The sequence below is a fragment of the Furfurilactobacillus milii genome (assembly GCF_009864005.1).
GTDB lineage: Bacteria > Bacillota > Bacilli > Lactobacillales > Lactobacillaceae > Furfurilactobacillus > Furfurilactobacillus rossiae_B.
Map to the genome: position 1 here is coordinate 70,169 of NZ_WEZQ01000020.1, position 12,954 is coordinate 83,122.

12 protein-coding genes are annotated in these 12,954 nt (G+C 45.2%); 2 read left to right on the forward strand and 10 right to left on the reverse strand.

Translation table 11 applies throughout. The annotated features are described in order from the left end of the window. Positions 1 to 16 precede the first annotated feature (16 nt). The 10 genes from ftsA to GB993_RS11440 form a co-directional block, all read right to left on the reverse strand. Positions 17 to 1,351 carry a cell division protein FtsA gene (gene ftsA, locus GB993_RS11395; protein WP_161004388.1) on the reverse strand — a complete coding sequence of 445 codons (1,335 nt, stop codon included), beginning with the start codon at positions 1,349 to 1,351 and terminating at the stop codon, positions 17 to 19. A gap of 234 nt (positions 1,352 to 1,585) precedes the next feature. Further along, on the reverse strand, positions 1,586 to 2,578 hold the full coding sequence (locus tag GB993_RS13205) for a cell division protein FtsQ/DivIB (RefSeq protein WP_161004389.1): 993 nt from the start codon (positions 2,576 to 2,578) through the stop codon (positions 1,586 to 1,588). A 48-nt stretch (positions 2,579 to 2,626) separates the two neighbouring features. After that, on the reverse strand, positions 2,627 to 3,742 hold the full coding sequence (gene murG, locus GB993_RS11405) for an undecaprenyldiphospho-muramoylpentapeptide beta-N-acetylglucosaminyltransferase (protein ID WP_161004390.1): 1,116 nt from the start codon (positions 3,740 to 3,742) through the stop codon (positions 2,627 to 2,629). Then, on the reverse strand, positions 3,739 to 5,121 hold the full coding sequence (gene murD / locus GB993_RS11410; RefSeq protein ID WP_161004391.1) for a UDP-N-acetylmuramoyl-L-alanine--D-glutamate ligase: 1,383 nt from the start codon (positions 5,119 to 5,121) through the stop codon (positions 3,739 to 3,741). The genes murG and murD overlap by 4 nt, the downstream gene beginning before the upstream one ends. A gap of 136 nt (positions 5,122 to 5,257) precedes the next feature. Next, positions 5,258 to 6,226 (reverse strand): phospho-N-acetylmuramoyl-pentapeptide-transferase, encoded by a 969-nt coding sequence (gene mraY / locus GB993_RS11415; protein WP_161004392.1) that lies wholly within the window; start codon positions 6,224 to 6,226, stop codon positions 5,258 to 5,260. A gap of 527 nt (positions 6,227 to 6,753) precedes the next feature. Beyond that, positions 6,754 to 8,919 carry a penicillin-binding transpeptidase domain-containing protein gene (locus GB993_RS11420; RefSeq protein ID WP_161004393.1) on the reverse strand — a complete coding sequence of 722 codons (2,166 nt, stop codon included), beginning with the start codon at positions 8,917 to 8,919 and terminating at the stop codon, positions 6,754 to 6,756. Then, positions 8,919 to 9,296, reverse strand: a complete 378-nt coding sequence (ftsL, locus tag GB993_RS11425) for a cell division protein FtsL (RefSeq protein ID WP_161004394.1) — start codon at positions 9,294 to 9,296, stop codon at positions 8,919 to 8,921. The genes GB993_RS11420 and ftsL overlap by 1 nt, the downstream gene beginning before the upstream one ends. 82 nt (positions 9,297 to 9,378) lie before the next feature. Further along, positions 9,379 to 10,356, reverse strand: a complete 978-nt coding sequence (rsmH, locus tag GB993_RS11430; RefSeq protein ID WP_161004395.1) for a 16S rRNA (cytosine(1402)-N(4))-methyltransferase RsmH — start codon at positions 10,354 to 10,356, stop codon at positions 9,379 to 9,381. A 63-nt stretch (positions 10,357 to 10,419) separates the two neighbouring features. Then, positions 10,420 to 10,851, reverse strand: coding sequence for a division/cell wall cluster transcriptional repressor MraZ (mraZ, locus tag GB993_RS11435; RefSeq protein ID WP_017262806.1), 432 nt, complete (start codon positions 10,849 to 10,851; stop codon positions 10,420 to 10,422). A 288-nt stretch (positions 10,852 to 11,139) separates the two neighbouring features. Continuing rightward, positions 11,140 to 11,502: a DUF3397 family protein gene (locus tag GB993_RS11440; RefSeq protein ID WP_161000971.1), complete on the reverse strand. Its 363-nt coding sequence runs from the start codon at positions 11,500 to 11,502 to the stop codon at positions 11,140 to 11,142. A 123-nt stretch (positions 11,503 to 11,625) separates the two neighbouring features. Here GB993_RS11440 and GB993_RS11445 point away from each other — a divergent pair, with 123 nt between their 5' ends. Together GB993_RS11445 and GB993_RS11450 are read left to right on the forward strand one after the other, a co-directional pair. Beyond that, positions 11,626 to 12,582 (forward strand): magnesium transporter CorA family protein, encoded by a 957-nt coding sequence (locus tag GB993_RS11445; RefSeq protein ID WP_161004396.1) that lies wholly within the window; start codon positions 11,626 to 11,628, stop codon positions 12,580 to 12,582. Positions 12,583 to 12,690: 108 nt separating this feature from the next. Further along, a complete protein-coding gene (locus GB993_RS11450) occupies positions 12,691 to 12,813 on the forward strand; it encodes a DUF4044 domain-containing protein (RefSeq protein ID WP_017262803.1) in 123 nt (40 codons plus the stop codon). Positions 12,814 to 12,954: the final 141 nt, after the last annotated feature.

Consider the following 12,954-nt stretch of genomic DNA (forward strand, 5'->3'; position numbering starts at 1 on the left):
TGGTTCCTCCAAATACTTAATCAAAGAAGTTGCGGATAAAATCACCAACACGGTTCGTGCGAGATTTCTTTTCCTTTGGCGCCTTAGGTTTTGCTGACGGTTGTTGACTCGCTTCATTAGCAACCTGCTGACGTTGTGTGCGTCCATCGGATACCGGTACCTGACTTGTCTGGGCCACAAATTCGCCCATCAATGCATCCTTCACTAAGCGGCGAGTTTCTGACTGACGGCCACTATACGTAATCAAGGATAAAGCAGTCGCATTTTGCGGATGCCGTAACCCCATTTGTTCAGGAACGTAAATCCGCACGTTAACACCCAAAATATCCTCAGCCAGTTCAACGATCCCAGGCAAGGCAGCAACGCCACCCGTCAAGACCACACCACCTGGTAATTCTAACGCGGAAACCTCATCTAATGAAGCCCGAATCGTTTCAAATATTTGTTGTAATCGAGCTTCAATAATTTCTGCCAAATACTCTTCGCTAACTTGAACAGGTTTACTTTGACCAACGACAGTCACTGGAAATTGATTTTTATCACTAGCATCCTCGGTGTTGGCAAAACCGTAATCCCGCTTTATTTTTTCAGCATCTGCCAGTGAAGTGTTTAACACGACTGAAATATCTTTGGTGATGTAGTTACCACCTTCTTGATCAACGGTCGTGTATTTTAACTTGTGATCATGAATAACCGCAGCAGTGGTCTGTCCACCACCAAGATCAATGATCACTGTACCAAAGTCTTGTTCACCGTCGTTCAACACGGTTTGGCCCAAAGCAACGGGTGTAACCGTGACATCTGCAACATGCAACCCAGCTTGTTCAACAGCCTTTTTGGCGTTGTGCACAATAGTCTTAGGACCAGTATACATAGTGCCATGCATTTCCAGACGAACACCCATCATGCCACGGGGATCTTGAATGTCGTCGAATCCATCAACTACAAACTCGTCCGCCGTAATTGAAATTATCTCACGTTCAGGTGGTAAGCTTTGCAAAAGCGCCGCATTCGTCACGTTCTGAACATCGCGATCTGTAATTTCACGGGTCTGGTTGCCTTCTGAAACGGCTACCATGCCACTTGCCGGTTCGATTTTGAGTTGATTAGCCGGAATGCCTAAAATCACAGAGTCAATGTGAACGTTAGCCTTTTGTTCAGCTTGTTCAATCGCTGCGTGAATCGCACCTGCAGCCTGGTCAATATCAACAATCACGCCACGGCTAAGACCACGTGACGGTTGCGTGCCAGCGCCAATTACATTCATTTCACCATTATTGCTTTCAGCAACAATGACCTTAATCGCGGTGGTTCCAATGTCTAGCCCAACGAAAATTTCCGCATTATCCATCCTACCGGAACCTCCCATTTACTTTTTTTGTTTCATGAAATTTAGTCCATTTTAAGTTTCATATTTTTGCAGTTACATGGCGAATCACAGCGTTTTCGCTCCGACACCAATTAATTAAAAGTTTACCATACTTAGACGCTCTTTCGCACCCGGATTTAAAAAAACGCCGCATAAGAACGGCGTTTTAAACAATTTTTTCTATTCTGGCAAAATCATGACTAAATTGTCGTCAACTTAGTGCGAACTTTGTTGATTGACGGCACTGCTAGCTGCATTGCCAGTCGTTGTTACCACACTGCCAGCAGCGGTGTTTTGCGAGCTCAAGTTGGTACTGTCACTGCTTGAAACAGCATTGTCATCGAATCCAAATGGATAAGAGTAGGCACCAACCTCGAGATTAATGATGCCCTTCCCGTTCATCTGGGCAACAATCTCCGGATAATATTTCATCTTTGAGCCAAACGTGGCGGCTGTCGCATAAACCTCATTGCCATCATTCATGAACATATGAAGGCGTTCCGGATTACTCTTCGTCGGTGACAAATCAATCTGTGAAATGCCCCGCTTGATATCACTACTTAATCCAGCATACTGTTTGATCACGGTTGCAAACGTATCATCGTGACTAAAACCACTGTACACAGGATAACCAGCTACTGGCCGAGATAAAGCAGTTGATAGGATCCGGCCATTTTCAATAACAACGTAATACTTCCCCTTACGCAACAGATATCCTGCTTGGCGATACTCTTCGACGTTCAACTTAACACTGCGGAAACCATCACGAGAAATCGTCAAATGATGAATCATATCGTTATTTGCCTTAGCCGTGTTAAAAATTTTCTGTTGATGACCCCAGACAGTCCACAGCGGCTGACCCACCTGTAACCCGCTCGCACGGACAATTTGTGTACCTGTCAAATTGCGGGTTGCAGGCGCACTAATTTTGCTCAGTGAAAACAACGGTGAACCAATAATCGCAAGGATCACAATCACTGTCATAAACCCGCTGGTCATCACGTTGCGTCTGTGACGATTCTGCGCATCGGGACGTGGCGTTTTGGGTAACGATTTTTTAATCGGTTTGGGTATTTTTTTGGAACCTTTATCGCTCTTTTGTGATTCACCCTTCACGACACTGATTGTTCGTTTTTTCTTGCGCCAGGGAAACCACCGATGGCGGGGCGGTCGTTTGTTCAATTCAACACGGTTAGCGATGGCCGCCACCTCCTCTATTGTTCAATCTATAAACGTTAAACACATCTATTAAACGACTTATTTTTGGTGTGTCAGCTTAATGACTGCTGCCAATAATTGATCAGCCGCATCAGGCACACCCATCTTTTTAGCGGCAACCGCCATTTGCTGACGTTTGTCATCATCCTTCATCAACTGATCCACGACACTCATTAAATGATCGACCGTCAAACTATCCTCGGTAATCATTTCCGCAGCACCGACATTGACCAAGCTACGGGCGTTCTTGGTTTGATGATCATTAGTAACGTAAGGACTCGGAATTAAAATTGAGGGAATCCCTAACGCCGTGATTTCAGCCAGACTGGTGGCTCCGGCCCGGCCAACGATGGCGGCAACGCGTGGCAACACTTCCGGCATATTGCTGATGTAAGGCTTCACAACAACATTAGCTGCTGGTGTGATGTCATCTTTCTTCATTTGAGCCATAACGTCGTCATAACGCTTTTGACCCGTCACGAACACAACCTGATAGTGCCGATCATTAAACTTAGGAATTGCTTGTTCACTTACCGCATTGATTTTTAATGCACCCTGACTGCCACCGAAAATAAGCAATGTCGGCACATCATTCTGCAAGCCGTAACTGTCCCACTGAAAGTCACTATGCATTTGAGCTACTTGCTGTGCTCGCGGATTACCTGTAAAAATCACCTTTTTGTCAGGGAATTGACTTCGAGCATCTTCAAACGCAATGGCAATTTGATCAACGAAATGTGACAAGAACTTGTTTGTCACACCGACCACTGAATTTTGCTCATGAATTAACGTTGGGATATGCATACGACTAGCCGCATATAAAACTGCAGAACTCACGTAGCCACCAGTGCCGACCACAACATCCGGCTGAAAGTCCTTGATGATTTTGCGTGCATCATGAACACCGCGCAAAAACAAATTTACCGTTTCAATGTTGGTCGTCAGTCCGTGCCAATTCAGTTTGCGAGAAAAACCTTGTAGTTTAATCGTTTCAAACGGAATCCCGCGGGCAGGCACAATTTTACTTTCCAATCCACGGTGCGTGCCGACGTAACAAACCTTCGCCGTTGGGTCCTTGGCGACCAAGTCATCAATAAGCGCTAATGCCGGATAAATATGACCACCGGTACCACCGCCAGATACCATTAACCTCATGCCTGTTGCTCCTTTTCTCCACTAAGTTGTTCAACTGCTTTAATGAATTTATCGCCCCGTACTTCAAAGCTAGGAAATTGATCCCAAGAAGCATTGGCTGGTGACAGTAACACAACATCCCCAGGTTGACTCAACTTGTAAGCTTCGGGAACTGCTTCAACCGCATCCTCGGCAAAGTGAATTTCTGTAATCCCAGCCTTTTTAGCTGCGTCAGCTAGCAGGTCTTTTGTTTGACCAAACAACACAACAGCCTTAACGTGCGCTTTCAAATCGTCAACCAACCGATCAAATGTAAAACCACGGTCCAAACCACCAGCCATCAACACAACGGGCTGGTTAAAACCGCGTAAGGCCATTTGCGTAGCTTCAATGTCAGTTGCTTTTGAATCGTTATAGAATTTGCGATCCTTGTAGGTTAATACATATTGCAAACGGTGCCGCACACCATTGAAATGACTTAGGGTGGTGGCAATCGCTGCGTTACTTTGACCAGCCACTTTAGCAGCGGCTAAGGCAGCTAAGGCATTTTCAACATTTTGAATCCCGGGTACGTTAATTTGGTCAACCGGTAAGATAGCTTCACCCCGCCACATTAATTGACCATCTGCAACGTAAGCATCCGCACCAGTTGCGCCCTTTCGGGAAACCTTAATGATCTGTGCCTTGGATTGCTTTGCTAATTCATGCTGTTCAGGCAGATCCCAATTCATCACCAAAAAGTCATCGGCCGTTTGATTCATCGTGATCCGCATTTTTGCAGCTACATAAGCTTCACGGCTGCCATGCCAGTCAATATGAGCTGTGTACATGTTTGTGATCACAGCAATGTGTGGGTGCAACGTTTTAATACCCGTTAACATGAAGCTGGACAGTTCAGTCACCATCACATCATCCTTAGACAAAGTTTGGACAACTTGGCTGGCTGGCACACCAATATTGCCGGCAAATTTAGCCTTCCCCACTGGACGATCTTGATTCAACATTTCGGTAATCATTGTGGTAACGGTCGTTTTGCCGTTTGTCCCGGTCACGCCAATAAGCTCTGCGTCGTTAACTTGGGCAGCTAACTCTACCTCTGTGATAATTGGAATATTGCGCGATTGAGCAGCTTGAATCAGCGGATTTGAATAAGGAATTCCTGGATTTTTAACAATCAGACTAAAGTCTTCGTCCAGCAATGAAACCGGATTACTCCCCGTGACTACTTTGATGCCATCACTAACCAGTTCCTTAGCATCCGGGTTTTCATCAAACGGTTTAGCATCATTAGCTGTGACAAATGCACCTAGTTTTTTGAGCAACCGGGCCGCATTCACCCCACTCTTAGCTAATCCTAAAACCAATACCTTCTCATTCTCATACGTTGTTACTTGCTTCACACTGATCGCCCTTTTCTCTTCTATATTAGTTTAACCATACCACGATGCCGATCATGACGGGATACCCCTTAACATGATCGGCATAAAAACTTATATGTACTGCGGAGGTTTCCGCATTTAAATAACAAAACGATGTTTACCACATTGCCCATACACCAGTTGCGGCAAACACGGCACCGATTGCCCAAAAAGTAAGATCGATCCGCCATTCACCCCATCCGTCTAATTCAAACTGGTGATGAATCGGTGTCATCTTAAACAACCGTTTGCCATGCGTAATGTGGAAATAGCTCACCTGAATCATGACTGTTGCTGTTTCAATGACAAACACGCCACCGACCCATAACAAGGATAATTCGTGGTGAAGCAGCAGTGACACAGCTGCCAACGCGCCGCCAAGCGCCAACGACCCCATGTCACCCATGAAAATCTTGGCAGGCTTATGATTCCAAATCAAGAAGGCAGCCAACGCACCAACCACCGTCAAACAGAAAACCATTACGCCATATTGACGCTGATGTTGCGCGATAATGCCATAGGCCAGGAATGCAATGATTGAAAGCCCTGTTGCCAAACCGTCTAAACCGTCCGTTAAGTTAACAGCGTTTGAAAAGCCAATCAACCAAATAATGGCAAACAAGACATAGCCGACGCCTAAAGGAACGTCACCAATGAATGGAACGCGAAGACTCATTGAAAAGCCTTCATAAGAGAACACAATGATGAAAACAATGGCGCCAACAATCTGTCCAAGCATTTTTTGCCAGGCCTTTAACCCGTCGTTTTGACGGTTAAACACCTTAATAGAATCATCCCACATCCCTAGTAATCCGTAGAATACTAACGTAAATAGAAGAATTCCAGCACTACCATTCAACACGTGTTGCCAAATACCAACAATTAATGTTGCCACAACACTGGCAGTAATGAACATCAGACCACCCATTGTCGGCGTGCCATTTTTCTTTTCATGCCAACTCAAGCCTTTTTCCCAAATCGTTTGGCCCTCGCCGTGTGCTCTGAAATAACGAATCAAAAATGGTAGAAAAATTGCGGTCACTGCAAACGCAATGATTAACGACCAAAGCCAAATACGAACTTGCATAACTCTACTTACCCCTTTAATTGTGCGGTTGTTAGGACAATCCGCTTTTAAATACACTGCCGAAGTTAAGGCCTTTACGTTGCTACGCGGACCTGCCCGAGCTTCGGCATCACTCTTTTAAACGTGCACCTGTCGCCCAGAAGCCTGCGCATAACCCGAAAGCCACCTCATTCGGAAATCCACCGAATGCTTCGTCTTCCACGTTATTGCTCAGCTTCTCCCAGGGCTTCGGCATCACTCTTCTTAAACGTGCACCTGTCGCTCAAGGTCCTGTACACAGCCCAAAGCTGTCACCCCACAAGCAAAGTGCGCTTGCACGCTGCCACCTTTACGTTGTTGCTCGGACCTTCCCGAGCTTCGGCATCACTCTTCTTAAACGTGCACCTGTCGCTCAAGGCCCTGTGCACAACCCAAAGCTGTCACCCCACAAGCAAAGTGCGCTTGCACACTGCCACCTTTACGTTGTTGCTCGGACCTTCCCGAGCTTCGGCATCACTCTTTTATTTTACACGAAAACAATTGCGGTGTTACTTAAATTTCACAGTCACACCGGTTCCTTCCTGGATGGTGCGGCCAGCCGGCAAACTTTGACTTGTCACATATCCACTACCAGAAGTTTGCACTGACAAGCCCGTTAGCTTGGCAAATTCAAGGACATCACCCATTGACCAGCCTTTCATATCTGCCATCGTCAGGTTGTCCCCGGCACGAAGGAAAATCCGTTGATTGGTCAGCGTCTTTTTGCCCTCAGAAGGAGACTGTGCCGTGACCTTGCTGCCATCACCAATCACTACCGGCGTCAGTGAAAGGTCACTAACTTGCTGTTTAGCGTCATCAACGTTTGTGCCCACTAGCTTCGGCACCTTTGTGCTGGTTGCTTTCCCTGGTAATGCCGTATCCTTGTCCATCGCTAACGCTTCTGTCATGACGGGACTAAAGACATCGTTTTCCCACTGTGTAATCAGCTTGTCCGGCACCTTCTTAGGCTGATTAACGGTCACGTACATCAAGTAACGAGGATTCTTCGCGGGAACCATCCCTATCACAGAGTTCAAAGTCGAATCCATTCCGTCCATGTATTGACCATTGTCACCAACCACTTGGGCCGTCCCGGTCTTGGCCGCCACTTTGTAGCCAGCAATCTTGAAGTCTTTCCCCATCCCGTAAGATTTGTAAACGTAGTCCGTCATGTGTTGACGCACTTTTTTGGCCGTTTCAGCACTAATTGGATTGCCAACAACCTGCCGTTTACCACGATAAACGACCTTGCCGGTATTGGGATCAACAATCTTGTTGATATAGTACGGCTTCAACATCTTCCCGTTGTTAGCTATAGCCGTGTACGCCTGCATGAGTTGCATTGGTGTCACGGTAATCCCTTGACCAAACGCTGTGTTAGCCTGCTCGATTGGTTGCGTGAATTGCATGGTGCCATGTGCTTCATTTGGCAAACCACTGTTCGTTGATTTTAAGAAGCCAAAATTCTGAATGTACTTTTTCCAAGTACTGGCCCCCATTTGTTGTTCCAAATGAGCCATCGCCACGTTACTAGAAAGATCAAATCCTTTGGAATAAGTAATTGTGCCCCAACCTGCTGGATTCCAGTCAGGAACCACGGCGTTACCGATCTTATATCGACCAGATTGATAGGTATCACTACCCTTGAAGTTGCCAGAGTCGATTGACGCCGCTAAGGACATGCTCTTCATGGTCGAGCCAGGTTCATAAGGATCCGAAACCAGTAAGTCATTCCACTGATCACCCAGGCCCTGCATCGTTGACGCATTAAACGTTGGCCGTTGGGTAGCCGCCAAGATTTTGCCAGTCTTAGTGTCAACCATCATAGCGACCATATTTTTAGGCTGCAACTTGCTGTACAAAATCTGCATTTGATTTTCTAACAGGTTCTGCAAATCAGGATTCAATGTTGTATACACATTGTCACCGTTCTTCACACTGCGTTTATTCCGCTGTGAATTGGGCAATGTGTAGCCTAACGAATCGTGTTTAATTTGCTTAACACCATTTTCACCAGATAACTGCCGGTTCAACTGCTGTTCAATCCCCATTTTGCCAATCAATGAGCTAGCCCCGTTGGCCAAGGTGGTCGGCTGTGCGTAACCAATCATATGACTAGCAAAAATCCCGTTAGGATATAACCGTGCACTTTGTGTCGTAAAGGCAATTCCATTTAGATTAGCTTTCTGAATTGCCTGTTTAGTTGCCACAGACAAATCCTTACCAGCCGAGCCAAACTCCACCTGGAAGGTGTTTTTATTACTAGGGTTTAGAATCTTTAAAATCTCACTCGAGCTCATGTTGAGCGTTTTGCTAAGTACCTTAGCCACTTTATCTTTGTCTGTTACATAAAGCGGTTTGCCCGTAGTTGAGACCTGATGTTTGTTTAGCACGGCATACACCGTGTACGTATTGGTGTCCATTGCAATTGGATTGCCGTCAGCATCATAAATGGTCCCCCGCTTAGCGTGAATCGTTTGCTGTTCGGTGTAGAGCGCCTGTGCTTGTTTGGACAAACTCACATGCTGCACATGTTTGCCAACTGCAATATAAACAAAACGAACGCCCAGCAGGATAAACACCGCAAGAATTGCAACAAGCAATACGTTACCGAAGTGACGTCTGTTTGAACGGGTGTTATCTGGACTGGACATTCGTTTGGAATCTTTATTCATTATTTACTGACATTCCTTATGTTTTGGCTGGTTAAGGTCAACCCATTTTTCTGTGCCACTGCGTCCAATCGAGAACGGCTGGACAACTCGCTAATTTCCTGAGTTGCGGAAGCATTGGCATTATTGACCTTTGTCAACTGTGTTTGTGTCGTTTGTAAATTACGCTGTGCATTCGTAATCTCGATTTGAGAATGAATGATGTTCACGGCGAAACACACAACAACAATACCACAAATTATGCTCAATAGAATCTCGAATCCTGAAATTGGGAGCCGTTTCTGATGAATGGCTGGCTGTTCAACCGATTGGGGCTGACGGAGCGGTTTGGCAACACTAGGCTGCTCATATGGTTGTGACTGTGCTAAATTCTGTGCCATGTTAATCAACTTCCTTAACTATGTAAGTCTGGACGACAGACGATTTTTTAATGTAATGACAAACGGCTAATTTACCTAACGACTACCTCAACAATGGCTGTTTTGAATCGGTATTTGTTTCATTGCGCTCGATCACACGCAGCTTAGCACTGTGTGCCCGACGGTTAGCGGCTAACTCAGCCTCACTGGCCTCAATCGGTTTACGTGTAATCAGGTGATAATCCGGTTGCATGTCTGCTGGAATCACTGGCAATCCTGCTGGCAATTCTGGCACCGTTGTTTGCTCCTTAAACATCGTTTTAACTAACCGATCTTCTAAGGACTGAAACGTAATGCAACTAATGCGGCCACCGGGATTCAAGAGTGCTAAGGCTTGCTCTAACGATGTTTCCAACGCACCCAATTCATCATTAACTGCAATCCGAATGGCCTGAAATGTCTTCTTTGCTGGATGACCACCATGACGGCGAGCCGCGGCTGGAATAGCGGATTTAACCAGGTCAGCTAGCTGAAGGGTTGTTTCAATCGGCGCCACCGCACGTTGTTGCTCAATTTTTCGGGCAATTTGTTTGGCAAACTTCTCTTCGCCATAACGATATAGAATACGAACCAACTGCGCGTAATCCCATTCGTTAACGACTTGCATGGCGGACAAATCCTGTTCCTGATTCATCCGCATATCTAGGGGTGCGTCCAACCTGTAACTAAAGCCACGTTGCGCGTCATCAAACTGTGGCGAACTCACGCCGAGATCATATAACACGCCATCCACATGTCGAACGCCTCGCTCAGCGAGTTCCTGAGTAATATTTCGAAAGTTAGCTTGAATCAAGGTTACCTGGTTGTTAGCAATTGCAGTTGCCAAATTTTGGCGATTGTATGCTAAGGCCGTTTCATCTTGATCAAAAGCATATAAATGACCGGCCGTTAATTCTGAAAGAATCTTTGCAGAATGACCACCGCCACCCAATGTGCAATCCACATAAATACCGTCGGGTTTCACGGCCAAACCTGCAACTGCTTCATTCAACAAAACAGTTACGTGATTAAATTCTGCCATGTCACCCCTCCTTTGCGTATCCTGTGTTAAAGCCATCGTGTTAAGTGCTCAATTATTTAAAACCTAAAAGTCAAAGTCGCCCATTGATTCCGAAATATCGTCGATGTTAGCTTCGGTTGACTCATTGTACTGTTGCCATGTGTCAGCGTCCCAAATTTCAAACCGGTCAGAAACCCCAACGATGACACAGGCTTTAGTCAGTTTTGCGTGGTTCCGTAACGGAGTCGGAATATTGATGCGGCCCTGTTTATCGAATTCGCACTCTGTCGCGCCAGAAAACAAGAAACGAGAGAATGCACGTGCGTCACGTTTAGTTAACGATAATGTCTGGGTCTTTTCGACCAACGCAGACCATTCTGCTTCTGGATAGCCAAACAAACAGCCATCCATCCCACGAGTAACCATAAATTTTTCGCCGAGTTGATTGCGAAACTTAGCTGGGATGATAAGACGACCTTTATCGTCAACATTGTGTTGAAATTCTCCGATAAACACGCTCGATCACCATCCCTTCCATTTTTTAAGTCAACTGACGCTGTGAAAATCGAATGAAAACGGTTTAACAACAGTTAAATCAATCATCCTTCTCGCTATAAAAAAGTCTACCACAATCCCCCACTATTCACCACGTACTTAGAAAAAATGTAGTAATTTTGTCACAGAACGTGGCTGCAAAAAAAACGAGCCGTGAAAGAATGCTATTTCAGCAGTCTTTCACGACCCTTTAAACTCACCTCTCCTAAAGTGGGGATTGGTGGGTAAAAATATTCAAATACACGCTCTTTAGTGGTGAATAATGGCACCAATAATCGCTAAAATATAAATCACCAGCCATACTAAATCACTCACACGCCAATAAATCAATAAAAACGTACGGTAGCGAACGAGTTGACGGCCACGAAAAGTTCGCCACACCACACCCACACCAATAATCAACCACAGTGTCACGGCCCAAAGAAATAACGGCCGCACACTCACTGCAGATAACACGATGGCGCTCATTACAATTAACACTGGCAACAACACATCAAGTGGATGAATCCATGTCGGCCAATTATTTTTAGAAATCATTCGTAACACTGACAGAATGATGTACAGTAATATCAATGTTAGAATTTGAATTAATAGTTGATTTGTCCACCCCACTGCGGTCACCTCATTTCTTTTCAACAGTGTTAGTATACTGGTTTGAAATTTGACACGCAATTCGTGGATTCAGCGTGCTTCACTTAATTACCACTAACACGCTAACTTACCCCGGAGGCTCCCATGATTGAATACTATGCAAACGATAAAAACGGTAATTTAATTCCGGTCAACGCGCCTCAACAAGACTGCTGGATCAACGTTGAACGCCCGACTCACGACGAAATCAGTCAACTGGCTCACCGGTATAATTTTCCAGAGACCTATATTAGCGCTATTTTAGATGATCGGGAAAATTCTCGAGTCGACGGCATTGATCCGCAACGCCCCGAGCGACCGCTACATCTGTTACTTCAATTTCCGAAATATGAAGTGAGCCCGCTAGGCTACCTCAGTTTTACTACCTTTCCGTTTTCATTTATCCTCACTGACTCTGCCGTTATCACAGTATCTAAACAGCCAGCAACCTTCATTAACGACTTCATCATGAATCCTGATAACGCAACGATCCGGATCGCCGATCGACAAGATTTTATCCTCCGTTTCGGCTGGTACATCGCCCATTCGTTTGTTCACGCCCTGTCGCTCAGTGAACGGGAAACGACTAGTCTTGAACGTGAGCTGACCACGGCCACTCGTAATGAACAAATTTATAAAATTATGGGATTGCAAAAGTCGCTCGTTTTATTCGATAGTGCGTTAAAAGACAACCGACCAATTTTAGATCAGATCTCGTCTGCACAAGATTATTTTAATGGCCCACATTTTCACGAATTGCTGGCGCAAATTATGATTGAAACTGATCAGGCTCAGTCGATGACCATTATTCAAAATAACATTCTGGAACAGTACAGCAATATGGTTTCCTCCGTTGTTTCAAATAACTTAAACGAAGTCATGAAACTATTGACCTCTGTTACGCTGATCATGACCATTCCAACCATTGTCGGTGGTATTTACGGAATGAACGTCGATCTTCCATTCGCCCACATCGCGCATGCATTCTCACTGGTAATGGGCTTTACAATCATTGTCTGTGCGATTACTGCTTGGATTCTCAAACGTCACGACTGGTTTTAGCTTTTCACATCAACATTTTTGTTGCCCCTTGTGCTTTTGTACGGAACACGGTAACATTAAGGATAAATTTTTAAGACAGTACAAACAATTAAGGAGACAGGTAAAGTTATGCAAGGTAAAAAGAAACGCAGTGGCTTCGAAAAACTCACAATGGTCGTCGTTTGGGTCATGATCATCCTTACGCTTGGTGGGGTTGTATTGGCAGCCTTGCAGCCACTTAACTTGTTCTAAATAGGTTAACAACTTAAAACAGTCCGTTTGAAGTGTACAATGTACATTTCAAACGGACTGTTTTGTTTTACCACTAAATCAATTAGTAATGATGTCGTTTTAGATTATCAATTATGAGAACTCAAAAGTCGGTCCTTAACA

Bases quoted from the DNA above. Each gene is read 5' to 3' on its own strand.
- ftsA (WP_161004388.1), bottom strand. From the start codon at position 1,351: ATGGATAATGCGGAAATTTTCGTTGGGCTAGACATTGGAACCACCGCG.
- murG (WP_161004390.1), bottom strand. From the start codon at position 3,742: ATGAGGTTAATGGTATCTGGCGGTGGTACCGGTGGTCATATTTATCCG.
- mraY (WP_161004392.1), bottom strand. From the start codon at position 6,226: ATGCAAGTTCGTATTTGGCTTTGGTCGTTAATCATTGCGTTTGCAGTG.
- GB993_RS11420 (WP_161004393.1), bottom strand. From the start codon at position 8,919: ATGAATAAAGATTCCAAACGAATGTCCAGTCCAGATAACACCCGTTCA.
- ftsL (WP_161004394.1), bottom strand. From the start codon at position 9,296: ATGGCACAGAATTTAGCACAGTCACAACCATATGAGCAGCCTAGTGTT.
- rsmH (WP_161004395.1), bottom strand. From the start codon at position 10,356: ATGGCAGAATTTAATCACGTAACTGTTTTGTTGAATGAAGCAGTTGCA.
- GB993_RS11445 (WP_161004396.1), top strand. From the start codon at position 11,626: ATGATTGAATACTATGCAAACGATAAAAACGGTAATTTAATTCCGGTC.
- GB993_RS11450 (WP_017262803.1), top strand. From the start codon at position 12,691: ATGCAAGGTAAAAAGAAACGCAGTGGCTTCGAAAAACTCACAATGGTC.